This is a genomic window from Streptomyces sp. NPDC043746 (assembly GCF_056436485.1).
Window position 1 is genome coordinate 36,690 of sequence record NZ_JBWKCM010000009.1, and the last position, 23,211, is coordinate 59,900.

Annotated in this window: 20 protein-coding genes; 15 read left to right on the plus strand and 5 right to left on the minus strand. The window is 73.7% G+C overall.

Going from position 1 to position 23,211, the window contains the following annotated elements; translation table 11 throughout:
* Positions 1 to 140 precede the first annotated feature (140 nt).
* Positions 141 to 950: a hypothetical protein gene (locus AC0682_RS12475; RefSeq protein ID WP_478532646.1), complete on the plus strand. Its 810-nt coding sequence runs from the start codon at positions 141 to 143 to the stop codon at positions 948 to 950.
* Between the two features lie 94 nt (positions 951 to 1,044).
* Here AC0682_RS12475 and AC0682_RS12480 read toward each other — a convergent pair whose 3' ends face one another.
* The 3 genes from AC0682_RS12480 to AC0682_RS12490 all read right to left on the minus strand — a co-directional run bounded on the left by AC0682_RS12480 (position 1,045) and on the right by AC0682_RS12490 (position 4,239).
* Positions 1,045 to 1,752: a gamma-glutamyl-gamma-aminobutyrate hydrolase family protein gene (locus tag AC0682_RS12480; RefSeq protein WP_478532647.1), complete on the minus strand. Its 708-nt coding sequence runs from the start codon at positions 1,750 to 1,752 to the stop codon at positions 1,045 to 1,047.
* Between the two features lie 48 nt (positions 1,753 to 1,800).
* On the minus strand, positions 1,801 to 3,297 hold the full coding sequence (eat, locus tag AC0682_RS12485) for an ethanolamine permease (protein ID WP_478532648.1): 1,497 nt from the start codon (positions 3,295 to 3,297) through the stop codon (positions 1,801 to 1,803).
* A gap of 141 nt (positions 3,298 to 3,438) precedes the next feature.
* On the minus strand, positions 3,439 to 4,239 hold the full coding sequence (locus AC0682_RS12490) for a FadR/GntR family transcriptional regulator (protein ID WP_478532650.1): 801 nt from the start codon (positions 4,237 to 4,239) through the stop codon (positions 3,439 to 3,441).
* Positions 4,240 to 4,312: 73 nt separating this feature from the next.
* Between AC0682_RS12490 and AC0682_RS12495 the strand changes: the two genes are divergently transcribed.
* Genes AC0682_RS12495 through AC0682_RS12505 form a run of 3 tightly spaced genes read left to right on the plus strand, consistent with a single transcriptional unit; the run spans position 4,313 to position 7,893 of the window.
* Positions 4,313 to 5,677 carry a glutamine synthetase family protein gene (locus AC0682_RS12495; protein ID WP_478532651.1) on the plus strand — a complete coding sequence of 455 codons (1,365 nt, stop codon included), beginning with the start codon at positions 4,313 to 4,315 and terminating at the stop codon, positions 5,675 to 5,677.
* A 30-nt stretch (positions 5,678 to 5,707) separates the two neighbouring features.
* Entirely contained in the window at positions 5,708 to 7,102 is a 1,395-nt protein-coding gene (locus AC0682_RS12500; RefSeq protein ID WP_478532652.1) for an aldehyde dehydrogenase family protein, read from the plus strand.
* 5 nt (positions 7,103 to 7,107) lie between these two features.
* Positions 7,108 to 7,893: a 3-oxoacyl-ACP reductase gene (locus AC0682_RS12505; RefSeq protein ID WP_478532653.1), complete on the plus strand. Its 786-nt coding sequence runs from the start codon at positions 7,108 to 7,110 to the stop codon at positions 7,891 to 7,893.
* 22 nt (positions 7,894 to 7,915) lie between these two features.
* On the opposite strand, the gene AC0682_RS12510 is transcribed toward AC0682_RS12505, so the two are convergent.
* Complete coding sequence (locus AC0682_RS12510; RefSeq protein WP_478532654.1) at positions 7,916 to 9,124, minus strand: PucR-like N-terminal domain-containing protein; 1,209 nt, start codon at positions 9,122 to 9,124, stop codon at positions 7,916 to 7,918.
* Positions 9,121 to 9,273, minus strand: coding sequence for a hypothetical protein (locus tag AC0682_RS12515; protein WP_254813095.1), 153 nt, complete (start codon positions 9,271 to 9,273; stop codon positions 9,121 to 9,123). The genes AC0682_RS12510 and AC0682_RS12515 overlap by 4 nt, the downstream gene beginning before the upstream one ends.
* 187 nt (positions 9,274 to 9,460) lie before the next feature.
* Between AC0682_RS12515 and pgfA the strand changes: the two genes are divergently transcribed.
* From pgfA to AC0682_RS12570, 11 genes are all read left to right on the plus strand, one after another.
* Positions 9,461 to 10,444 carry a cell envelope lipid trafficking protein PgfA gene (pgfA, locus tag AC0682_RS12520; RefSeq protein WP_254813094.1) on the plus strand — a complete coding sequence of 328 codons (984 nt, stop codon included), beginning with the start codon at positions 9,461 to 9,463 and terminating at the stop codon, positions 10,442 to 10,444.
* Between the two features lie 268 nt (positions 10,445 to 10,712).
* Positions 10,713 to 11,882 (plus strand): glycosyltransferase family 4 protein, encoded by a 1,170-nt coding sequence (locus AC0682_RS12525; protein WP_254813093.1) that lies wholly within the window; start codon positions 10,713 to 10,715, stop codon positions 11,880 to 11,882.
* Positions 11,879 to 12,607 (plus strand): class I SAM-dependent methyltransferase, encoded by a 729-nt coding sequence (locus AC0682_RS12530; RefSeq protein WP_254813092.1) that lies wholly within the window; start codon positions 11,879 to 11,881, stop codon positions 12,605 to 12,607. The genes AC0682_RS12525 and AC0682_RS12530 overlap by 4 nt, the downstream gene beginning before the upstream one ends.
* A complete protein-coding gene (locus AC0682_RS12535; RefSeq protein ID WP_478532656.1) occupies positions 12,604 to 17,025 on the plus strand; it encodes an alpha-(1->3)-arabinofuranosyltransferase domain-containing protein in 4,422 nt (1,473 codons plus the stop codon). The genes AC0682_RS12530 and AC0682_RS12535 overlap by 4 nt, the downstream gene beginning before the upstream one ends.
* Complete coding sequence (locus AC0682_RS12540; RefSeq protein WP_478532658.1) at positions 17,022 to 18,323, plus strand: condensation protein; 1,302 nt, start codon at positions 17,022 to 17,024, stop codon at positions 18,321 to 18,323. The genes AC0682_RS12535 and AC0682_RS12540 overlap by 4 nt, the downstream gene beginning before the upstream one ends.
* Positions 18,320 to 19,108, plus strand: coding sequence for a class I SAM-dependent methyltransferase (locus tag AC0682_RS12545; protein ID WP_478532659.1), 789 nt, complete (start codon positions 18,320 to 18,322; stop codon positions 19,106 to 19,108). Before AC0682_RS12540 ends, AC0682_RS12545 begins: the two co-directional genes overlap by 4 nt.
* Positions 19,109 to 19,112: 4 nt before the next feature.
* Positions 19,113 to 20,093, plus strand: a complete 981-nt coding sequence (locus AC0682_RS12550; protein ID WP_478532660.1) for a hypothetical protein — start codon at positions 19,113 to 19,115, stop codon at positions 20,091 to 20,093.
* A complete protein-coding gene (locus tag AC0682_RS12555) occupies positions 20,090 to 20,308 on the plus strand; it encodes a Trm112 family protein (protein WP_478532661.1) in 219 nt (72 codons plus the stop codon). Before AC0682_RS12550 ends, AC0682_RS12555 begins: the two co-directional genes overlap by 4 nt.
* The gene (locus AC0682_RS12560) at positions 20,305 to 21,087 is read left to right on the plus strand and encodes an FkbM family methyltransferase (RefSeq protein WP_478532662.1); all 783 of its coding nucleotides are present in this window, start codon (positions 20,305 to 20,307) and stop codon (positions 21,085 to 21,087) included. The genes AC0682_RS12555 and AC0682_RS12560 overlap by 4 nt, the downstream gene beginning before the upstream one ends.
* A 41-nt stretch (positions 21,088 to 21,128) precedes the next feature.
* Entirely contained in the window at positions 21,129 to 21,794 is a 666-nt protein-coding gene (locus AC0682_RS12565) for a winged helix-turn-helix domain-containing protein (RefSeq protein ID WP_478532837.1), read from the plus strand.
* Positions 21,795 to 21,844: 50 nt separating this feature from the next.
* Entirely contained in the window at positions 21,845 to 23,203 is a 1,359-nt protein-coding gene (locus AC0682_RS12570; protein ID WP_478532663.1) for a sensor histidine kinase, read from the plus strand.
* The last annotated feature ends 8 nt before the right edge of the window (positions 23,204 to 23,211 follow it).

Consider the following 23,211-nt stretch of genomic DNA (forward strand, 5'->3'; position numbering starts at 1 on the left):
CTGAAGATCTGGATAGCCAGGACCCCCCTCCCCCCCCCCCACCCCCCCCCCCACCACCCCCTCGGACACCTAGCGCGGCCTTGGTTGCTCCCCCCCCTCCCCCCCCCCCCCCCACGGCCACACATCGATCGAGGGAGAGTATGGGCAGGCCTTCCCGGCTCGGGGACGAGGACAGATCCGACTACGCGGATGTGCTCGACGAGGTGCTCGCCTCGGCGGAGATCCGTCGGCTGCTGGAGCGGTCCGGCGTGAGCAGCGCCCTGCTGCGCACCCGGGCCCTGGCCGCGGCGGCGCGGACCGCCCCGGCAGCCGCCGCCGAGTACCGGGCGTACGCGGCCCTGCGGCGCGCCCACCACGACCGGGTCCCGGACGGCGGGCGCCCCTCCCTGTCGGGCCCCGGGGCCCAGGAGCGGCCGGGCGCCGGGGTGCTGGCGGTCCTCGGGGTGCTGACGCCGATCCTCGCCGCCGTCGCCGCGACGACGTTCCTCCTGCTGGGGTACGGGCTCCGGCTGACCGACAGCCTGACGGACCTGGCCGACACCCTGGTGCGGGTCGGGTGGGTGAGCCTGGCCATCGCGGCGGCCACCTCCCTGATCAGCCTGGTCGCCCTCTACCGCACCGCCGCGCTGCAGTCGGCCCCCGGCCCGCCGCCCGGCGAGGACCGCCCCGCGGATCTGGACCGTGCCCGGGACGCCTGGCGCATCGCCCTGCGGGACAGGGCGATCCGGCCTTTCCTGCTCCAGGAGCTGGCCGAGGCGGCGGACGGTACGGACGAGGTCCCCGGCGGCGGTCCACGCCCGGCCCGGCCCGCGTTCACGGGCCCGGACTTCACCGCTCCGGACTTCACCGCTCCGGACTTCTCCGGGCCCGGCGCCCACACCCGCCCCGCCTACACCCGCCCCGACTTCACCGGGCCGGGTTTCTCGGGCCCCGGGTCGCCGGGCACCTGACACCCGGTCACCACGCGCCCGTACGGCCCCGAGAAGCGCACGGGCGCAGACGCCCGCGCCGACCCGGCCCGGTGCCGGACCGGGCCCGCGGGGTCTACACCGGCGTACGTTCCCGGCGTCGGCGGGCCGCCTCCACCAGGGCGGTCATGACACGGAGGTCCTCGCCCATCTCCGGGTGCCACTGGACCCCGAGCACCAGGCTCTCGCGGTCCGGGAGCTCCAGCGCCTCCACCGTGCCGTCGGGGGCGTGGGCCGAGGCGATCAGGCCGGTGCCCAGGCGGTCGACGGCCTGGTGGTGGTAGGCGGGGACCGTGGTCTGTTCGGGGACGGCCGCCCCGTACGCCGTGCCGGGGACGGGGTCCACCGGGTGGCCGCCGAAGACGGCGTGGCCTCCGGTGTGGCCGTCCAGGTGCTGGTGCAGGGTGCCGCCGAGGGCCACGTTCAGCAGTTGCATGCCCCGGCAGATGCCCAGCAGCGGGACGCCCTGGTCGATCGCCGCCTGGATCAGGGCGAGTTCCCAGGCGTCTCGCTCCCGGGCCGGAGGTCCCGTACGGGGGTCGGGATCGGCTCCGTAGCGTACGGGTTCGACATCCGCTCCCCCGGCGATCACCACCCCGTCCAGGGCGGCGACGGCCTCCCGGGCCGCGTCCTCGGCCTCGTCCGGCGGCAGGAGCACCGCGAGTCCGCCCGCCGCCCGGACCAGGCGGGGGTAGGCGGCGGGCAGGAGCACCGCGGGCATCTCCCAGACGCCCCAGCGGGCCGGGTCCTGGTAGGTGCTGATGCCGATGACGGGCCGGGACATGGGACGGCTCCTTCGGTTGTCTCGCTGACGGATCGGTGGCGCGGGCGGTCAGCCGCGCCTGAGTTCGGTCTCCGCCGCCGCCAGTGCGGCGAACTCCTCCTCCGGGGCGCCCGCGACCAGCCGGTGGCGGCTGTAGAAGGCGAAGTAGGCGAGCGCCACGGCGTACACGCCGAGGGCGATGAACGCCGCGTCCCGGTCCACCAGGAAGGTCGCCACCAGCGCCGAGCATGCCAGGACGAAGGCGACGGACGAGGTGCCCGCGCCGCCGGGGGTGCGGTAGGGCCGGGGCAGCTCGGGTTCGCGGCGGCGCAGCACGATGTGGGAGAGGGCCATGAGCGCGTAGCTGATGGTGGCCCCGAAGACGGCGACGTTGAGCATCCGGCCGCCGTCGCCGCTCCAGGCGGCCAGGGTGAAGCCGATGGCACCGGGGATGAGGAGACCGAGGTAGGGGGACTTGCGGCGGTTGGTGAGGGAGAGGAAGCGGGGCAGATAGCCGGCCCGGGAGAGGGCGAAGAGCTGGCGGGAGCCGGCGAAGACGAGGGAGAAGAAGGAGGCGACCAGCCCGGCGAGGCCCGCGTAGTTGACGAAACGGCTCAGGGCGGTCGGCTCGCCGCCGCCCTGGAGGGCGACCACGAGCGGGTTGCCCGCCTCCTTGATGGCGTCGGCACCCCGGGCGCCGGTGGCGGAGACGAAGGTGATGAGGGCGAGGAAGACCAGGACGGCGAGCGAGATGGCCAAGGCCTTGGGCATCGAGCGGACCGGGTCCTTGGCCTCCTCGGCGGCGAGCGGGACGCCCTCCACGCCGAGGAAGAACCACATGCCGAAGGGGAACGCGGCCCAGATGCCGAGGAGTCCGTACGGCAGCCAGGAGTTGGAGCCGAAGGCGGTGGTGTCGGCCGGGATGTCGTTGAGGCGGCCCGCGTCGAACTCGGTGAACGCGCCGACGGCGAAGACGAGCAGGGCGGCGACCGCGACGGCGGTCACGACCAGGCTGAAGCGGAGCGCCTCGCCCACACCCCAGAGGTGGATGGAGATGAAGATCGCGAAGCAGGCGAGATAGACCGGCCAGCCGGAGGTGAGCCCGAAGAGGCCGAGCGATTCGACGTAGTCACCGATGAAGAGGGAGATCGCGGCGGGGGCCAGGATGTACTCGATGAGGATGGCCGTGCCGGTGAGGAAGCCGCCCCAGGTGCCGAGCGCGCGCCGGGCGAAGCCGTATCCTCCGCCTGCCGTGGGGAGGATGGCGGAGAGTTCGGCCAGGGCGAAGACGAGGCAGGCGTACATGGCGCCCATCAGGAGCAGGGCGACGGCGAGCCCGCCGAAGCCGCCCTTGGAGAGGCCGATGTTCCAGCCGGAGAAGTCGCCGGAGACGACGTAGGCGACGCCGAGCCCGGTGAGCAGCAGCCAGCCGGCGCTGCCCCGGCGCAGGGTGCGGCGGTCGAGGTACGCGGCGGTGGCGGAGGCGTCGGCCGCGCCGGGGGCGTGGTTCGTTCCCGGGCTCGCGGATTCGGGCGGTCCTGCGGATGTCTCGGTTCCCTGGGCCATGAAGTGCTCCAGACGTGTGTCTGCTCCGTCGACGGAATTCCGTCACTCAAAGGTTCCTCCGCACACCTTTGTGGAACGTCGGCGCGGATGGCAAGGGGCGCGCGTTGAAGAGTGGTTGCGGATCCATCGCGCGGGGACCGTTCAGGAGAGGAAGCCGCGCAGCAGGGCCGCCGTACCGGCGCAGTGTTCGCGCATCATCTCGCGCGCCGCCTCCGCGTCCCGGTCCAGCACCGCCTCGACGACGGCCGCGTGCTGCTGCTGGGAGTGCTCCAGGTTGCGGACCAGCAGGGGGATGCAGTCGAGGAGTTCGTTGAGGGTGGCGCGCACGGAGGCGTACCGGGCGGCGAGCGAGGGGGAACCGGAGAGTTCGGCGAGGGTGAGGTGGAGCAGGGTGTCCTGGCGGCGGTAGTCCTCCAGCCGGGCACCCTGGGTGGCCTCCAGCGCGGCGCGCAGCCGGTCGGCGCCGTCCGCCGCGAGCCCGTCGGCGCAGAGCCCGGCGGCCCCGGTCTCCAGCACCTCGCGGAAGCGCAGGGTGTCCTCCACGTCGAGCGCCGCGACCCGGCGGCGGAGTTCGCCGCTGTCGTCGGGGGCGGTGGCGCGGGGCAGGACGAACGTTCCGCCGTACCGGCCGCGCCGGCTCTCCACCATGCCCTGGTCCTGGAGGACCTTGAGCACCTCGCGCAGGGTGACGCGGCTGACGCCCAGGTGCTGGGCGAGTTCGCGTTCGGCGGGGAGCCGGCCACCGGGCGGGACGAGGCCGAGGCGGAGCAGCTGCAGGACCTGTTCCAGGGTCTCCTCGAAGCCGTTGCCCGCGCGGACGGGCCGCAGGACGGAGGCGAGCGGCCCGGCGTCGGCCGCCTCCGCACCCGCCCCCTCGACCGCCTGCGGGGCGCCTTCCGCTGCCGCCGGACGGGTGTCGTCGCCTCTCCTCCTGGTGACCATCCGCGCATCCCCTTCCCAAGCAATGGTTTCCTGTCATACCTTAAGCCTCCCGGTTCACCCAAGGAGGAATCCCGTGGCAGACCGCACATCCCCGCTCACCGTCGACGAACTCCGTTCACGGGCCGCGGAGGGCTCGATAGACACGGTGGTGCTGGCCTTCCCCGATATGCAGGGCAGGCTCCAGGGGAAGCGGTTCGCCGCCGGGTTCTTCCTGGACGAGGTGCTGGAGCACGGTACCGAGGGCTGCAACTATCTGCTGGCCGTGGACACCGAGATGCGTACGGTCGACGGCTATGCGATGTCCTCGTGGGAGAACGGCTACGGCGACTTCGGCATGGTTCCCGATGCCGCCACGCTCCGCCCGGTGCCCTGGCACGAGGGCACCGCCCTGGTGATCGCGGATCTCGCCTGGCACGACGGCGGCCCGGTCGTGGCCGCGCCGCGCCAGATCCTGCGCCGCCAGCTCGACCGGCTCTCCGCGCTCGGATGCACCGCGCAGGTCGGCACGGAGCTGGAGTTCATCGTCTTCCGGGACAGTTACGAGGAGGCCTGGGACCGCGACTACCGCGGGCTGACCCCGGCCAACCAGTACAACGTCGACTACTCCATCCTCGGCACCGGCCGTGTCGAGCCGCTGCTGCGGCGCATCCGCAACGAGATGCAGCAGGCGGGGCTGACCGTCGAGTCGGCCAAGGGCGAGTGCAATCCCGGCCAGCACGAGATCGTCTTCCGTTACGACGAGGCGCTGACCACCTGCGACCAGCACGCCGTCTACAAGACCGGCGCCAAGGAGATCGCGGCCCAGGAAGGTGTCTCGCTGACCTTCATGGCCAAGTACGACGAGCGCGAGGGCAACTCGTGCCACATCCATCTCTCCCTCACCGACGAGAACGGTGAGAACGTGATGGCGGGCGACGGACCGGACGGCATGTCCGAGCTGATGCGCCACTTCCTGGCCGGACAGCTCGCCGCCCTGCGCGACTTCTCCCTCCTCTACGCGCCCAACATCAACTCCTACAAGCGCTTCCAGCCCGGCTCCTTCGCCCCCACCGCCGTCGCCTGGGGCGTGGACAACCGCACCTGCGCCCTGCGGGTCGTCGGCCACGGCCGATCGATGCGCTTCGAGAACCGGCTGCCGGGCGGTGACGTCAACCCCTATCTGGCCGTGGCCGGGCTGGTCGCCGCAGGGCTGCACGGGGTCGAGCAGCGGCTGCCGCTGCCAAAGGCGTGTACGGGCAACGCCTACACCTCCGCCTACGACCAGGTGCCGACGACCCTGCGGGAGGCGGCCGAGCTGTGGGAGGCCAGCCCCATCGCCAAGGAGGCGTTCGGCGAGGAGGTCGTCGCGCACTACCTGAACATGGCGAAGGTCGAACTCGCCGCCTACGACTCGGCGGTGACCGACTGGGAGCTGCGCCGCTCCTTCGAACGCCTCTGACCGCCCCCTCTTCCTGATCGAGGTCCGTACGTGTCACAGCACTCCGCGGCGTCCACCCTGGACGTCCTGAACCCGGCGACCGCCGAGGTCATCGCCACCGTCCCCGCCGCCTCCCCGGCCGATGTGGACGCGGCCGTCGCCCGCGCCACCGCCGCCCAGCGCCCCTGGGCAGCCGCCGCGCCCGCCGACCGGGCCCGGCTGCTGCGTCGCTTCGCCGCCACCGTCGACGAACACATCGAGGAACTGGCCCGGTTGGAGGTCCGGGAGGCCGGTCACACCATCGGCAACGCCCGCTGGGAGGCGGGCAACGTCCGCGACCTCCTCGACTACAGCGCGGGCGGCGCCGAGCGGCTGCTCGGCCGGCAGATCCCGGTGGCGGGCGGCATCGACTTCACGGTCCTGGAGCCGCTGGGCGTCATCGGGGTCATCGCCCCCTGGAACTTCCCGATGCCCATCGCCGCCTGGGGGCTCGCCCCCGCGCTCGCGGCAGGCAACGCCGTCCTCCTCAAGCCCGCCGAGACCACCCCGCTGACCGCGCTGCGGCTGGCCGAACTCGCGCTGGAGGCAGGGCTTCCCGAGGGGTTGTTCCAGGTGCTGCCCGGTGAGGGGCCGGTGGCCGGGAGCGCCCTGGTCGACCACCCGGGAGTCGCGAAGATCGTGTTCACCGGTTCCACCCGGACCGGCAAGCACATCATGACCCGGTGCGCCGAGCGGGTGAAGCGGCTGACCCTCGAACTCGGCGGCAAGAGCCCGAACATCGTGTTCGCGGACGCCGATGTGGAGGCGGCCGCGGCGGCTGCCCCGATGTCCTTCCTGGACAACGCGGGCCAGGACTGCTGTGCCCGGACCCGGATCCTGGTCGAACGGCCGGTGTACGACCGGTTCCTGGAGCGGTTCGCCCCGGCGCTGGCGGCCGTGGTGGTGGGCGATCCGGCCGACGGGAGGACGCAGATGGGTCCGCTGATCTCGGCCCTCCAGCTGGAGCGGGTGCGCGGCTTCGTCGACGGGGCCCGGGGCGCCGACACCGTACAGACACTCCTCGGCAAGGCCCCCGAGGGGCCCGGGTTCTGGTATCCGCCGACCGTGCTGACCGGAGTGGCGGCCGATGCTCCGGTGGCCGTGGAGGAGGTCTTCGGGCCGGTCGCCGTGGTCCTGCCGTTCGACGGCGAGGAGGAGGCCCTGCGCCTGGCGAACGCCACCGACTACGGGCTCGCCGGGTCCATCTGGTCCCGGGACATCGGGCGGGCGCTCCGTGTCGGCCAGGGCTTGCGGGCCGGGAACCTCTCCGTCAACTCGCACTCCAGTGTGCGCTATTCGACCCCCTTCGGCGGTTTCAAGCAGTCGGGTCTGGGCCGTGAGCTCGGTCCCGACGCCCTGGCCGCCTTCACCGAAACCAAGAACGTCTTCATCAGCACGGAGGCCTGAGCACCATGACCGACACTTCCCCCGTCTGCCGCCGCCTGGTCGGCCGCACCGCCGTCGTCACCGGAGCCGGCAGCGGCATCGGCCTGGCCACCGTACGGCGGCTGGCCGCCGAGGGCGCCCATGTGGTCTGCGCCGATGTGGACGAGGTGAGCGGCAAGGCCGCCGCCGAGGAGGCGGGCGGGCTCTTCGTCCGTACCGACGTCACCGACGCCGAGCAGGTCGAGGCGCTCTTCAAGACGGCGTTCGACACCTACGGTTCGGTGGACATCGCGTTCAACAACGCGGGGATCTCGCCGCCCGACGACGACTCGATCCTGGAGACCGGCCTGGAGGCCTGGCGGCGGGTGCAGGAGGTCAACCTGACCTCCGTCTACCTCTGCTGCAAGGCGGCCATCCCCTACATGCGCGCGCAGGGCCGGGGCTCGATCATCAACACGGCCTCGTTCGTGGCCCGGATGGGGGCGGCGACCTCGCAGATCTCGTACACCGCGTCCAAGGGCGGGGTGCTGGCGATGTCGCGTGAGCTGGGGGTGCAGTTCGCCCGCGACGGCATCCGTGTCAACGCGCTCTGCCCGGGGCCGGTGAACACCCCGCTGCTCCAGGAGCTGTTCGCGAAGGACCCGGAGCGGGCCGCGCGGCGGCTGGTGCACATCCCGGTCGGCCGGTTCGCCGAGCCGACGGAGATCGCCGCCGCCGTCGCGTTCCTGGCGAGCGACGACTCGTCGTTCGTCAACGCGACGGACTTCCTGGTGGACGGCGGAATCGCCGGGGCGTACGTCACCCCGGTCTGATCCCGTACGCCTGCGGGCCCGCTCACTCGCCCCCTTGCGCCGGTGCTCCCCTCAGCCGCTGCGAGCGGAGCACCAGCAGCATCTCGAAGCGCTGGTCGGGATCGTCGACAGCGTCGCCCCACAGCTCGCGGATCTGGCGGAGCCGGTAGCGGGCCGTCTGCGGGTGGATGCCGAGCCGCTGGGCCACCTCGGGGGCACCGCCGGGCGTCTCGATCCAGGCGAGGAGGGTCTCGGCCAGCCGCCGTGCGGCGGTCGGGCCGAGGCCGTCCAGCGGGGCGAGGCAGCGGCGGCCGGCGGCGTCGATCAGCTCCCGGGAGGGCAGGAGGACCAGCTCCTCGGTGCGCTCGGTGCAGTGCAGCACCTCGCCCTGGGGCAGCAGGTTCTTCTTGATCAGCTGGACGGCGGTCTCCGCCCAGCGCAGCGAGGTGGCGGCGGCGGCCAGCGGGACCGAGGGGCCGATCGCGCCGGACCAGCCGGCGGTGGCCCGGCGCAGGGTCTCCGCCCGGCCTGCCGTCTCCGGGTCGGGGATGACGACGCGGGGCTGCTCGCTCTCCATCTCCAGCAGGATCCCCTGCCCCACCGCGGGCGCCACTGCCTCCCGGGCGGGGCGCATCAGGACGCCCACCGCGATGGTCTCCGGCAGCTCCCAGCCGACGCGGGCCGCCCGCTCGGCGAGCGTACGGGCCGAGTCGCCGCGGGGCTCCACCAGGAGCAGGTCGATCAGCTGGCGCTGGAGGCGCAGCCGCTCGCTGGCGCGGCGGGCCGCCGCCTCGGCGTAGCCCAGGACCGACTGTTCCACGAGGCCGTCCAGATACTCGAAGCCCGATTCGGCCAGCTCGTACATGGCGGGGGCGGCGATGTCGACCTGCTGGCCGATCTCGGCGAACCTGCGCCAGGTGAGCCGGACGCCGAGCCGGTAGACGGCCTGGAGGGAGTCCAGGCTGCGGCCGTGCAGCCCCTCGCCACGGCCGAACTCCTGGAAGACCTCCGGGGGCACCCGGGGGTCGACGGCGCCGGAGGCCAGGTGGCGTACGAAGCCCTCGATGGCCCGGCGGATGCCGACGAGCGCCATGGGCTCGCCGGACTCGTCCTCGACGAGCTGGAGGTAGGGGTAGTCCTGCCGGATCTCGGTGAGGATCGTCTGGGCCATCTCCGGCGCCTCGGCCAGGGCGATGGAGGCGAACCGCTCCACCTTCGACCGGGGCACCTCCTGCCAGGCGTGAGACCTCACGAGCCCGCCGACGCGGTCTCGTAGCTGACCAGGGGGGTGTTCGGCTGCTCGGGCGCGGCGTCGAGCAGTGCCACGATGCCCATGGCGGCGCCGACGGCGAGCGCCGCGCCCACCAGAGCGGTGGCGGCGGCGGTGATGAGTCTGCGCATGGTCGGGTCAGCTCCTTGCTGGGAGTCGATCCCCACTCCGTACGGCCGGGCCCCTCCGGCTGGCACACAGTGTCGGCAGTCCATTGACACGGCGTCAAGGGCTTGCCTACTGTTCACGCCAATCAAGGGCTGACCGGCCCGGGGCCCGTGCACCTCCCGCGAAGAGATTCGACCCAGGAGTGCCCGGATGCGCCGCACTGCTTCACCTCTGTCACTTTTCCTACTGGGTGCAGGGGTCTTCCTGCTCGTCCTCGCGCCCCTGCTCGTCTGGTACGTCCAGCCGCAGGCCAAGCGCACCCCGATCGACATCGACACGACCACGGTCTTCACCGGGACCGGCAGCTACTTCGACACCGGCGAGGTGAAGACACTCACGGGCAAGGAGATCACGATCACCCGCCAGGTGCGCGGGGACGTGGCCGACAGCCTCAAGAGCGGCAACGCCGTGTGGGACGTGTCCACGTCGGTGGACCACGCCGGCACTCTGCCCGCCTCCGATCCGCGGGACGCCCTGCAGTGGACCATGGAGCGCTGGGTCACCGACCGGTACACCAATGAGCCGGTCCACTGCTGCGAGGAGTCCCCGACCTTCGACGGCGAGGCGTATCTGAAGTTCCCCTTCGATGTCGAAAGGCGTGCCTACCGCTGGTGGGACGGCACCCTCGGCGGCGTCGTGCGCCTGGAGTACGCGGGCGAGCGGAAGGTCCAGGGGTACGAGGGGTACCTGTTCAAGGGCACGGTCGAGCCGACCAGGACCGGGGTGCGCCAGGTGCCCGGGGTCCTCGTGGGCAAGCCGGAGACACCGCAGGTCCTGGCCGAGGAGTGGTACGCCAACAGCGGTATCGAGCTGGTGGTGGACCGTCGCACCGGGCAGATCATCAACGCGGCGATCGGCCCGAAGAAGACGCTGCGGGCGCCGGGCTCCTCGAAGGACGCCGTCACGCTGCTGGAGAGCAGGCGGGTGGAGTTCACCGAGGAAACCCAGAAGAGGCAGGTCGAGCTGGCATCGGCGAACAGCAGGCGGCTGGCGCTGCTCGGCGGGACCCTGCCGGCCGGGGCGGTCGCGCTCGGCCTGGTGCTCGCCGTGGTGGGCACCGTGCTCGTCGTCCGGGGGCGCCGCGGCGAGCCGGAGGCCCCGAATACTCACATGATGACGAACTCGCCCACCTGAGTTACCGGCAAGTTGTCGCATCGGTGAGTAGCCGGGCGCCTACCCGTGACGAAAACTGTCTATCCCCACCAAAGCACGGCCCCCGGTCTCGTCACACCTTGATCCCGCGCCCCACCGCACCGCTGTTTCCACCCGTTCCCCTTTCCGTTCCCGAACCCGTTTCCGTACGCCCCGCCCCTCCGGCGCCGGAACCCTCACCGCTCGTCCCCGCTCCACCCCGTCCCCGCCCCACCGAGTCCCCCGCTCCCCGAGCCGAGTTGGAGCACCCATGCCCCAGCACGTACCTCCCCCGCTGCTCCACGCAGCCGCGCCACAGGGTCAGGGCCCGGTCTCCCCCAGGATTCCCGCCTCCCCGAGACGCATCGTCTTCCTCGCCCACCGCGACCTGGGCAACCCGGCCGCGGGCGGCTCCGAGCTGCTCATCGACCAGCTCGCCCTCGGCCTCACCGAACGAGGCCACGACGTCACCCTCCTCTGCGGCGGGCAGGCCGCGCGGCGGCCCTACCGGGTCGTCTCCGCGGGCTCCCGGCTGGGGCACTACCTCGGCGCCCGCTCCGCGTTCACCCGGCAGGTCGGCAGCTGCGACCTGCTGGTGGAGGTCTGCAACGGCATGCCGTACCTGGCGCCCCTGTGGCACCGGGGTCCGACGGTGTGCCTGGTCAACCATGTCCACACCGACCTGTGGGAGATGCGTTTCCCGGCGCCGGTGGCCCGCGCCGGGCGCCAGCTCGAACACTGGGCGCTCTCCCGGGCCTACCGGGACCACCTGATGATCGCCGTCTCCCCCTCCACCGCGACCGCCCTGCGGGAGCTGGGGGTTCCGGACGAGCGGATACGGCTGGTGAACAACGGCGTCCAGGAGCCGCTGCCGCAGAGCGAACGCTCCGCGACCCCGCTCTTCCTGGCGCTCGGCCGACTGGTCGACTACAAGCGCATCGACCTGCTGCTCCAGCTCTGGGAGCGGGTCCGGCCCGTGACCGGCGGCCGGCTCGTGATCGTCGGTGACGGTCCCGAGCGCGAGCGGCTGGAGCGGATGGCCGGTCCGGACGTGGAGTTCGCCGGGCACGTCTCCGAGGAGGAGAAGCACCGGCTGCTCTGCGCCTCCTGGATGCTGCTGCACCCGGCGGCCGTCGAGGGGTGGGGGCTGGTGGTCACGGAGGCCGGTACCCGGTCGACGCCGACCCTCGGCTTCGACGTCCCCGGGCTGCGCGACTCCGTCGAGGACGGGGTCACGGGCATCCTCGCCCGGGGCGAGTCGTCCTTCGCCGCGGCCTGGTGCGCGCTGGCGCTGGACGAGGAGCGCCGCGAGGCGATGGGCAAGGCCGCTCGCGAGCGGGCCGCCGCCTACCGGTGGAGCAGCAGCGTGACCCAGCTGGAGGCCGTGGCCGCCGAGGCGATCAGCGGTGCGCGGTCCCTGTCGACGGGTGCCCGCCCGTGAAAGACCCGTCCTTCCGCCGGTCCCTGGCGCTGTTCCGCGCCTTCCTGCGCGAGCCCGAGGACCCGGAGACCGTCTACACCCTGCTGGCCAGGGACGCGGCGGACCAGGTCGAGCGGCACGTCCCCCTGGAGGGGAAGGTCGTCGTCGACGTCGGCGGCGGCCCCGGCTACTTCACCCGGGAGTTCCGGCGGCGCGGCGCGCAGAGCTATCTCTTCGAGCCGGACCCCGGGGTGCTGGGTGACCGGTCGGCGCGGGGGCCGCGGAGCGCGGTCGTCGCGGACGGCTATCTGCTGCCCCTCGCGGACGGGGCGGCCGATGTCACGTTCTCCTCCAATGTGCTGGAGCACGTCGAGGACCCGCACACCTTCCTCAGCGAGATGGCGCGGATCACCCGTCCCGGCGGGCTGATCTACGTCTCGTTCACCAACTGGTACTCGCCGTGGGGCGGCCACGAGTGGGCGCCCTGGCACTACGTGGGCGCCGAGCGCGCCCGCGCCCGCTACGAGCGGCGCACCGGCCGGCCGGCCAAGCACCGCCTCGGCGAGAACCTCTTCAGGATCGGCGTCGGCCCGACGCTGCGGCATGTGCGGGGCCGCACCGACGTGGACATCGTGTCCGCGCGGTCGCGGTACTGGCCGGTCCTGCCCGAACTTGTCACCCGGGTGCCCGGGGTGCGGGAATTCGCCACCTGGAACCTCCTTCTCATTCTCCGGCGGTGTTCATGACCAGCGCAGTCCACCTCCCGTCCCACCAGGCCCCGGAGGACGGCGATCCGCCGCCCTCCGGCAGATCACCGGCCGACGGTACGGCGCCGCGTTCGCGGCGCTGGCTGCTGGGGGTCTGGGCCGCGGTGTTCGCGGCGTTCCTGGCGGTGTCGCCGGGACGTATGACGTTCGACACCAAGCTCGGGGTCGTCGTGGATCCCGGGCGGTTCCTCGGTGACCTGGGCGAGCTGTGGCACAGCCGGAACGGGTTCGGCGGGATCGCCGACCAGTACATCGGCTATCTCGTGCCGATGCTGCCGTACTACGGGCTGGCCGAGCTGGCGAAGGTGCCGACCTGGCTCGCGGAGCGGTTCTGGCTCTCGCTGATCGTGGCGACCGCCTTCTGGGGTGCGCTGCGGCTGGCGGAGCGGCTGCGGGTGGGCTCCTCGGCCACCCGGCTGCTCGGCGCCCTCGTGTACGCGCTCTGGCCGACGTACACGATCGTGATCGGCTCGACCTCGGCCGCCGCCCTGCCGGGCGCGATGCTGCCCTGGGTGCTGCTGCCGCTGACGGACGCGCGGCTCGCGCCGCGGATCGCCGCCGCCCGCTCCGCGCTGCTGATCCCGCTGATGGGCGGGGTGAACGCGGCCTCCACGCTGGCCTCGCTGCTGCCGGTGGGGCTCTATCTGCTCTCCCGGCCGGGGGGTCCGCGCAAGCGGGCGCTGCTGCTGTGGTGGATACCGGGCGTGATCCTCGCGACCGCGTGGTGGATCGTTCCGCTGCTGCTGCTGGGCGTCTACGGTGAGAACTTCATGCCGTACGTGGAGTCGTCGTTCACCACGACGACGACCATGTCGGCTGCCGAGGCGCTGCGCGGTGCGGGCAACTGGGTCGGCTATCTGAACTTCGGCGAGGCGTGGCTGCCCGCCGGGTGGACCGTCGTCACCGCGACCGTCACGATCCTGGGCTCGGCGCTGGCCGCCGCGCTGGGTCTGGCCGGTCTGGCCCGGCGCGATCTGCCCGAGCGCCGCTGGCTGGTGCTGACCGTGCTCTCGGTCGCGCTGGTCACGCTCGCCGGGTACGGCGGTGCGCTGGGCGGTCTCTTCCACGGGACCGTGCAGGAGTGGCTGGACACCTGGCTGGTGCCGTTCCGCAACATCTACAAGTTCCAGACGGGGCTGGCCCTGGCCCTGGCGCTCGGCCTGGCCCACATCACCGCCGTGGTCGCGCTGCGGCTCGGGCGGAGCGGGCAGGACGGGCGGGTGCCGGTGCGGGCGCGCCGGCTGGCCCCCGTGGTCGCCGCCGTGCTCGTGCTGCCGGGACTCGCCTGGCCGTACGTCAACGGATCGATCCTGCAGCCGGGTTCGTTCAAGGAGATCCCCGACCACTGGGCGAAGGCCGCGGACTGGCTCAAGGAGAACTCCCCGAACGACCGGGCCCTGGTGGTCCCGGCCACCGCGCACGGCATCTACGCCTGGGGCTCCACCATCGACCAGCCGCTGGACGTGCTGGCCGACACGCCGTACGCACAGCGCGACTACGTCCCCTTCGGCACGCCGGGCAACCGGCGGGCGATGGACGCGGTCGAGCAGGCGCTCACCTCCGGCGGGCAGGTGCCCGGCCTGAGCGAGTTCCTGAACCGGGCGGGGCTCCACTACGTCGTGGTCCGCAACGACCTGGACCCGGACCAGCTGGGGTACGTCCCCACCACCACGGTCAAGCGCACCCTGGAGGCCTCCGGCTACCGGCGGGTCATGAGCGAGGGCCCGGTGATGACCGGCGGCCGGATCGCGGCCGGCACCCCGGTGCAGATCGAGGGGCTCTACCCGCGCCAGCAGGCGGTGGAGATCTACGAGCCGCCCACCGGCACCGAGCGTCCCGGCCGGGCGAGGGCCGTCCCCGTCTCCTCGACCGCCGTCGTCAGCGGCGGCCCGGAGTCCTTGCTGCCGCTCGCGGCGAGCGGGGTCCTGGAGGGCCGGCCCACCGTGCTGGCCGGTGACGCCCACCCGGGCGTGGGGAAGCCGTCGCTCTACGCGGCGGGCGACGGACTGCGCCGCGCCGACACCCGCTTCGGCCTGGTCAACACCAATACGTCCCACACCTATACGGCGAACGAGCGCAACGCGCCGGAGGCCGAGCAGGACCCGGGGGCACAGCCGCGTCAGATCCTGCCGACCGAGGGGAAGGAGCACCAGACCACGGCGGTGCTGCGGGGCGCGAAGTCGGTGACCGCGTCGTCGATCGGCAACTGGCTGTTCCATCTGCCGCAGTACGACCCGGTCAACGCCTTCGACGGCAACCCGGACACGGCGTGGGCGGAGGGCTCCGCGGCCTCTCCCAGGGGCGAGTGGGTGCGGATCGACTTCTCCGGTACGCAGGAGATCCCGGCCTCGCTCCAGCTCACTCCCCTGCCCGGCAACGGCGTGCGGGCGGCGGCGACCGAGGTGCGCGTCGAGACGGACCGGGGCCACAAGGACAGCCCGCTCCGCCCCGACGGCTCCCTCCAGCAGGTGGCCGCACCCGAGGGTCCGGCCCAGTGGCTGAAGGTGACGATCCTCAAGTCCCAGCAGGGGCGCCCGGGTCTGACCGGTGCCGGGTTCAGCGACATCGCCGTCCCCGGGGTGCAGGTGACCCGGATGCTGGAGCTGCCCTCCGACGCCCCGCGGGAGGGTGCCGACGCGACGGTCTACGCGCTGAAGCGCGGCAGCGACCCGGGCGGGCTCTCCGCCGTGGCCGCGGAGACCGGACTGCACCGGCAGTTCACCACGGGTCGGGCCGGGGAGTACACGGTCGCCGCGAGCGCGGTGCCCGTGCCGGGCGACGCCCTGGACGAGCTGCTGTTCGAACTGACGGGCAAGCGCGACCAGATCCTGGTGAGGGCCGACTCCACGGCCCGGCTCGGCACCAACATCACCGCGCGCAACCTCACCGACGGCGACCTCACCACGGCGTGGATCGCGGGCGACCGCCCCGTACTGCGCCTGTCGTGGCCGGAGAAGACCCAGATCGGGGAGATCGTGTTCGCGGCGGCCGGCGGGATCTCCGCCCGGCCCGAGCAGGTGCAGATCAGCTCGCCGGACGGCACGGCGGTGGCGGCGGTGGACGAGAACGGCATGGCCCGCTTCTCCCCCATCACCACCGACACGATGGACATCACCATCTCGCGCACGGCACCGCTCACCGTCCACAACCCGTTCGCCGGCGACAAGTTGCAGCTGCCGGTCGGGCTGAGCGAGGTCTACATCCCCGCGCTGGACACGTTCCGCTCGCCGCAGCCGGACCCGGAGAAGGAGTTCAGCCTGCCCTGCGGCAAGGGCCCGGTCCTCGCCATCGGCGGCACGCTGATGGAGACCAGGGCGGAGGGCCGGATCGGGGATCTGACCCAGCGCCGCCCCATCGCGATCTCGCTCTGCTCCGAGCAGAGCAAGGTGGAGCTGGGCGCCTCGACCCACACGGTGGAGGCCGGTGACGCCGGTCCGCTCGCGATCACCGATGTCACCCTCTCCGCGGGCGAGACGAAGGCTCCCGCGGCCACGGCCCGGACGGTCGACGTCAAGGAGGGCGAGGGCGACCGCCGCACGCTGACCATCGGCGCGGGCGAGGCCTCGTACCTCCAGCTCCACGAGAACCACAACAGGGGCTGGAAGGCCACGCTCGACGGCAAGGAGCTGACGCCGCTGCGCATCGACGGCTGGCAGCAGGCCTGGCTGGTTCCCGAGGGCGAGGGCGGCACGGTCACCCTGGAGTACGGGCCCGCGCGGATCTACCAGGCGGGGCTGATCGGTGCCGCGGTGCTGTTCCTCGTGCTGGCCGGGCTCGCGTTCGGCCGCCGCCGGGACTCCGGTGGTGCCGAGGGCGCGTACGAGGGTGCTGACGCGGATCAGCCTGTTCCGCCGGGTCCCGGGCTGGTCCTGGGCACGGTGGCGCTGACCCTGGTGGGCATCGTGATCGCGGGTCCGGTCGCCCTGGTGGTGCCCGTCCTCGCGGTGCTCGCCCACGTTCGACCGTCGTGGCTGGCACCCGTCGCCTTCGCCTCCATGGCGGCGGCCGGGGTGGTCGTCGCCATCGGCACCGGGGAGTACCCGGCCAGGGGTGAGGGAGCCTTCGGGGCCACCGCCCAACTCCTGGCGCTGATCGCCCTGTTCGCCGCACTGGTCACGGTGTCCGCACCGGTCCGGGGCCGACGCGCGGCGGGCCGCTCACCGGCGCCCTCGGCGGTGGCCTCCGACGGTGGGGGCACCGAGGCGACGATCCCGCAGCAGGCGGTGCCGCCGTCCGGCCGGACCCTCTCCGCCGACGCCCGTAAGCCGGACGGCACAGGCACCGGCGCCGGCTCAGGTACCGGGAAGCCGCACCTCGGGAAGGAGCCCACAAACCCGCCCACCCCCGGCCCGGGCTCCCCTGCCTCCCCGTCCGACGGCGGAGGAACCAACGGATGACCGCCACGCATCCCGCCCGGCCGCTCGCGGCCGGGCGGCTGCCCCGGGTTCCGTTCCCCGTCGTGGACGAGGTGGACCGGCACTGCGCGCAGGACGCCGAGCCGAGCACGATCCACATCGAGGTCCATCTGCCCGGGCGGCTGGAGGAGGACCGGCTGCGGGCCGCGTTCGCCGCTTCGCTGGCCCGCCATCCGCGGGCGCTGATGCGGGAGCGGCCGCGCGGCCCGCTCGCCCGGCGGTACGAGTGGGAGCTGACCGACGGCCCGGACCGGGACCCGGTCGGCTTCCCGCCCGCCGCGCCCGGTGCGCTGGAGAGGGCGCGGGCGGACTCGCTCGCCGCCGCACCGCCGCTCACCCTCTCGCCTCCGCTGCGGGTCACCGTGGTCGAGGAGCCGGGGAGGGAGGGGTGCGTGCTGGTGTTCACCGTGCACCACACCGCCCTGGACGGGCCCGCCTGCCTGCGGCTGGCGGCCACCGCCGCCGAGATCTACAGCGGGCGACCGGCTCCGGTGCCGACCGCCCCGGACCGCCCGGCCACCGCCCCGGTGCCCCCGCGGTCCCGGGCCCAGGCCCTCGCCCGGCCCGCCCGAGTGGCGGCGGGCACCCCGGGGAAGGTCCCGGGCAACTCCCAGCTCCTGGTCGAACTGCCGGTGCCCCGGCGGGAGTCGGGCGCCTCGTACACGGTGAACGACCAGCTCATGGTGGCCACCGCGCTGACGGTGGCCGACTGGAACCGGCGGCAGGGGGCGGCCGAGCGCCCGCTGCGCATCACCATGCCGGTCGACGGCCGCGACCGGGGGCCCGGGATGCCCATCGGCAACGGCACCCGGCTGGTCGAGGTCGGCTTCGACCCGGCCGAGGTGGCGCCCGGCGCGGACATCCCCGTACTGCTGCGGCTGACCGCCGAGCGCACTCGGGCCCTGAAGGCGCTGCCCGGTCCGCAACTGGGCCGGTCGGTGTCGTTGTTGACCACCCCACTGCTCCCGGTCGCCGCCCGTGCGGCGTACACCCGGGGGCTGCGGGTGATGGCGGGGCCGTGGACCTCGACGACGCTGCTCAGCAACGTCGGGCGGATCCCGTACCCGCTGGACTTCGGCGACGCGGGGAGGTCCACCGCCCTGTGGATCTCCGCTCCGGCCCGGCTCCCGCGAGGGCTCACGTTCACCACCGCGTCCACCGGCGGTCGGCTCCATCTGGCCCTGCGCTGGTCGCGGACCCTGCTGGGTGACGAGGACGGCCGGGAGCTGCTCGGCCTGTTCACCCGCCATCTGGCGGCGACTTCCCCGGAGACCGTATGACCGACACCGCACCGCTCCCGCAGGCGGCCGCCGGGCCCGCCGCCGCCCCGCAGGGGAGAGGCACCCCGGCCGCCCCTCCGCCCGGCCTGCGGGACTTCTACGAGAACCCGGCCGTCCCCGTGGCCTCCGGCGACGGGCGCAGCCTGCGCCAGGCCCGGCTGCTGGCCGCCGCACTCGCCGGACGGCAGGGCCGGACCGTGGTGGACGTCGGCTGCGGCGACGGAACGGCCGCCGCCACCGCCGCGCCGCTGCTGGCCGGACACCGGCTGATCGGCATCGACTGGTCGCAGGACGCCCTGCGCCGGGCCCGCCCCCGGATGGGCTCGGTGGTCCGCGGCGAGCTGGAGCACGGAGGGCTCCCCCTGGCCGACGGATGTGCGGACGCGGTGCTGTTCAGCGAGATCCTGGAGCACCTGGTCGACCCGGACCAGGCTCTGGACGAGCTGCGCCGGATCCTGAAGCCGGGCGGCCATCTGATGCTGTCCACCCCGAACCTGGCCGCCTGGTACAACCGGGCGCTGCTGCTGGCCGGGGTGCAGCCGGTCTTCTCCGAGGTGAGCCTGCGCGGGATCCACGGACGCCCCGGCTCGGAGGTGGTGGGCCATCTGCGGCTCTACACCGCCCGTGCGCTCCGCTCGTTCCTCACCTCCTCCGGCTTCGAGGACGTGAAGATCACCGGCGCTCCCTTCCACGGGGTGCCGCGCCCGCTGCGGCTGGTGGACCGGGCGGCGTGCGCGTTGCCCGGAGCGGCGTCCATCCTGCTGGCCCACGCTCGGCGGCGATAGCGCGATGTGGTGGGGTGTGGGGGCCGCGCTCGTGGCCAACCTGCTGTACAGCGTGGGGTTCGTGGTGGAGAAGCGGGCGCTCGGCAAGCTGCCCGCGCTCTCCGCGGGCCGGCCGCTGCGCGTCATCCTCGTGCTGCTCACCAGCCCGCTGTGGATCGTGGGCGCACTGGCGCTCGCGGCCGGTTTCGCGGCCCAGCTGGTGGTCTACCGGGCGCTGCCGATCGCGGCGGCGCAGGGCATCTTCGTCTCCGGCCTGGTGCTGCTGCTCCTGCTCTCCTCGGCCGTCCTGGGCGAGGAGTCGACCGGGCGCGAACGGTACGCCCTGGGCGGGGTGCTGGTGGCGCTGCTCATGGTCGTCGCCTCGGTACGCGAGGGCGAGGACGCGGTGGGCAGCGGTGCCCCCTGGATGCTGGTGCTCCTGGTCTGCGTCCCGGCGCTGGCGGCGGGCGTCTGGCTCTACGTGCGGGTGGAGAGCCGGGCGAACAACCGCCACCGGGTGCCGACCAGCGGCGTCGGTTACGGGGTGGCGGTCGGACTGCTGTACGGCGTCAGCTCGCTGGCGGTCAAGGGCACCTCCAGCCGGCTGACCACCACCGACCTCGGGGAGGCGGCCCGTTCGCTGTTCGGCTCGCCCTACCCGTATCTGCTGCTCTTCACCGCCGTGGCCGGTCTCGTCATGTCCCAGACGGCCCTGCAGCGCTGCCGGGCCTCCCTCCTCGTGCCCGTCTGCACCACGGTGACCTGTCTGTTCACCGCGGTCGCCGGGACGCTCGCCTTCGGCGAGTCCCTCCCCGACGATCCGTTACTGCTGGCCCTGCGGGTGGTCGGCACGCTGCTCGCCCTGACCGTCCTGCTGGCCATGCCCCGCCACGACCCGCCACAACCCGCCTCCGGCGGCGGCACCGTCGTGATCCCGCCCCCGACCCCCGTACTCCGTACGACCGCTGTGCTCCGTCCGCCCCCGTCCCCGAGGGAGACCCGATGAACCCCGACGACCCGCTGCTCGCGATCCTGGCCTGCCCGCTCGACAAGGGACCGCTGACCCTGCTCACCGATGAGGAGGCGCTCTACAACCCCCGTCTGCGCCTGAGCTACCCCATCCTGGAGGGCATACCCCAGCTGCTGCCCTCCTCGGGCCAGAAGGTCGACACCGACGAGCACGAGAGGTACCTGGCACGCCGGAAGGCCCCGGCCACGTGACCACGTTCGCGGCGGCGGTGGCCTCCCGGCTGCCGACCGGCCTGGTCGCCCGGGCCGCCGTCGCCCTCTACCCGCGCTGGGAACCGGAGCTGCGCCGGCTGGCCGACTTCTGCCCGCCCGGCTCCACCGCCGTGGACGTCGGCGGCTGGTACGGGCCCTGGTCGCACCGGCTCGCCCGGCGCTGCACGGAGGTCGTCACCGTCGAACCCGTGCCGCACCTGGCCGACCGGCTGCGCCGCACGCTGCCGCCCAACGCCCGGGTGGTGCAGGGGGCGGCGACGGACCGGGCGGGCGACCGGGTCCGGCTCTGGCTCCCGGAGGGGGACGAGGGCGACCGGGGGATCTCCTCGCTGAAGCGCCGGGACATCCACGCGCACAGCGTCGAGGTGGAGTCCCTCACGATCGACAGCCTCGGCCTGGAGGGGGTCGGCTTCGTGAAGATGGACGTCGACGGCGCGGAGGTGGCCGCGCTGCGGGGTGCGGCGGAGCTGCTGCGGCGGGACCGCCCGGCGCTGCTGGTCGAGTTGGAGAGCCGGCTCGGCCCGATCGGCCCGGCGGTCGACCTGCTCACCGGCCACGGGTACGCGGGGTGGGTCCTGGCGGGCCGCCGCTGGACCCCGCTGACCGGCTTCGACCTGCCCGCCCACCAGGCGCGGACGGAGCACCTGGTCCACCAGGGGCTGCTGCGCCGGACGTTGGTGCCACGGCGGACCCGGTACATCAACTCGGTGCTGTTCCTTCCCGAGGCGAGGGCGCCGGGCGGGGACCTCGGCCCCTGAACGCCGGTCCGCGGCAGGTCATCTAGGGTGGCGCCGTGAGAGTGCTGCTGGTGGAGGACGACGCGGACCTCCGGTTCGGGGTGGCCGCCGCGCTGCGGGCGGCCGGTCTGGCGGTCGACGAGGCCGTCGATCTGCCGCAGGCCGACGAGGCCCTGTTCGTCACCGGGTACGACTGCGTGGTCTTCGACCGGATGCTGCCTTCCGGGGATGCCGCCGCCTATGTCGAGGAGCTGCGGCGGACCGGGCGGGCCGTTCCGGTGCTGTTCCTCACCGCCCGGGACACCGTGGCCGACCGGGTGGAGGGGTTCGCCCGGGGCGGTGACGACTATCTGGTCAAGCCGTTCGCCGTGCCGGAGCTGGTAGCCCGGGTGCGCAGCCTGTGCCGCCGTGCCCCGGCAGTCGCCCCGCCGGTGCTGCGGGTGGGGGACGTGGAGGTCGACACCGCCCGGCGCCAGGTGCGCCGGGCGGGTGTCCTGCTGACCCTCACGCGGCGGGAGTTCGCGGTCCTGGAGGTGCTGGCCACCCGCGCCGATCAGGCGGTGGGGCGGGCCGAGCTGATCGAGAGCTGCTGGGACGAGATGGCGGAGCCGCAGTCCAACGTGCTGGAGGTGCTGGTCTCGCAGCTGCGGCGGAAGCTGGGCGGACCGCCGGTTCTGCACACCGTGCGCGGTGTGGGCTACCGCCTGGCCGACGAGCCGACCCGATGAGGGGGCGTGGGACGGGGGGCCGTGTGTCCGGGGGCGGTGCGTCGCGGGGCGTGCGGAATCCGTTCCGTGCGCGCCGGGCGCTGACGCCGACCGCGCGGGTACGGCGGTTGCGTCGGCGCATCACCGTGCTGTTCGCGCTCACCAGCGCGGCGGGGCTGGTCGCGATGGCCGTGCTGGCGGTGCGCAGCGACGGTGTCCGCTGGCGCGAACAGCTGGACCAGGGCATGAGCGCCGACACCAACTGGGCGCTGGGTCTGCTGGAGACCGACGGGGACGGCCGGCTGGACACCGAGGTGCTGCTCGACAACGCCGGGACCGCGTGCCCGCCGCTCTTCGTGCTCACCGTGCCGTCCGCGTCCGCCGCGCCGGGCGCTCCCGGCGGTCTGGTCGTCGAACACGCCCCGAGCCGGCCGTGTCTGACCGTCTCCACCGCCCTTGTCCGGCAGGCCGCCGTGACCGCCGTACGGGCCGACGAGCCCCGGTCCCGGGACGGGCGGACGGTGGACGGGGAGCCGGTGCGGATGTTCGCGCTGCCCTTCTATCCGCCGGACGCGGAGGAGGACGCGCTGCCGCAGGGGGCCCTGGTCACCGTGGCGGACGCCTCGGCCCAGCGGGCCGACCACCGGCGGCTGACCTGGGTGGTGACCGGGGGCTGCGCCCTGCTGGTGCTGCTGTCGGCCGGGGTCGGGCATCTGCTCTCCGGGCGGGCGGTCCGGCCGGCGCTGGAGGTCCTGGACCGGCAGGAGGCGTTCCTCACGGACGCCGCGCACGATCTGCGCACCCCGGCGGCCTCGCTGCGGACGCTCGCGGAGACCGCGCTGCGCGGTGAGACGGACAGCACCGATGTGCACCGGCGCACGCTCCGGCTGGCGGAGACCATGGGCACGCTGGTCGACGGGTTGCTCACCCGGGCCCGGCTGATGTCCCAGACGGCCCCGCTCGCGGTGGAGCCGCTGCGGCTGGACCAGTTGGTGGAGGCGGTGGTGGAGGACGCCGTCGTGGAAGAGGCGGCCGCCGGGGGGCAGCGGGTGGCGGTACGGGCTCCGGGGGCCGTGGTCGTGGCCGCCGACCCCGACCTCGTACGCCGTGCCGTGGCCAATCTCGTCGGCAACGCGCTCGTCCACGGACACCTGCCCGGGGAGCCGGCCGAGGTGGAGGTCGCGGTCGACGGCGAGGGGACCACCGCGACCGTCACGGTGGAGGACGCGGGCCCGGGGCTCCCGCCCGAGGTGGCGGGCGCGCTCTTCGACCGGTTCCACAGCGGCTCGGGCTCGACGGGGCTGGGCCTGTCGATCGCCTCCTGGGTCGCCCACGCCCACGGCGGCGGCCTCACGGCGGAGCCGGGACGGCGCGGCGGGGCCCGGTTCGTGCTGCGGCTGCCCGCCGGGGGCCCGCCCTCCGGCGGCTGACCGTACGG

What these genes read in the sequence shown, in the direction of transcription:
- AC0682_RS12480 (WP_478532647.1), bottom strand. Translation starts at nt 1,752, where the DNA reads ATGTCCCGGCCCGTCATCGGCATCAGCACCTACCAGGACCCGGCCCGC.
- eat (WP_478532648.1), bottom strand. Translation starts at nt 3,297, where the DNA reads ATGGCCCAGGGAACCGAGACATCCGCAGGACCGCCCGAATCCGCGAGC.
- AC0682_RS12540 (WP_478532658.1), top strand. Translation starts at nt 17,022, where the DNA reads ATGACCGCCACGCATCCCGCCCGGCCGCTCGCGGCCGGGCGGCTGCCC.
- pgfA (WP_254813094.1), top strand. Translation starts at nt 9,461, where the DNA reads ATGCGCCGCACTGCTTCACCTCTGTCACTTTTCCTACTGGGTGCAGGG.
- AC0682_RS12505 (WP_478532653.1), top strand. Translation starts at nt 7,108, where the DNA reads ATGACCGACACTTCCCCCGTCTGCCGCCGCCTGGTCGGCCGCACCGCC.
- AC0682_RS12550 (WP_478532660.1), top strand. Translation starts at nt 19,113, where the DNA reads ATGTGGTGGGGTGTGGGGGCCGCGCTCGTGGCCAACCTGCTGTACAGC.
- AC0682_RS12515 (WP_254813095.1), bottom strand. Translation starts at nt 9,273, where the DNA reads ATGCGCAGACTCATCACCGCCGCCGCCACCGCTCTGGTGGGCGCGGCG.
- AC0682_RS12490 (WP_478532650.1), bottom strand. Translation starts at nt 4,239, where the DNA reads ATGGTCACCAGGAGGAGAGGCGACGACACCCGTCCGGCGGCAGCGGAA.
- AC0682_RS12535 (WP_478532656.1), top strand. Translation starts at nt 12,604, where the DNA reads ATGACCAGCGCAGTCCACCTCCCGTCCCACCAGGCCCCGGAGGACGGC.
- AC0682_RS12525 (WP_254813093.1), top strand. Translation starts at nt 10,713, where the DNA reads ATGCCCCAGCACGTACCTCCCCCGCTGCTCCACGCAGCCGCGCCACAG.
- AC0682_RS12545 (WP_478532659.1), top strand. Translation starts at nt 18,320, where the DNA reads ATGACCGACACCGCACCGCTCCCGCAGGCGGCCGCCGGGCCCGCCGCC.
- AC0682_RS12555 (WP_478532661.1), top strand. Translation starts at nt 20,090, where the DNA reads ATGAACCCCGACGACCCGCTGCTCGCGATCCTGGCCTGCCCGCTCGAC.
- AC0682_RS12475 (WP_478532646.1), top strand. Translation starts at nt 141, where the DNA reads ATGGGCAGGCCTTCCCGGCTCGGGGACGAGGACAGATCCGACTACGCG.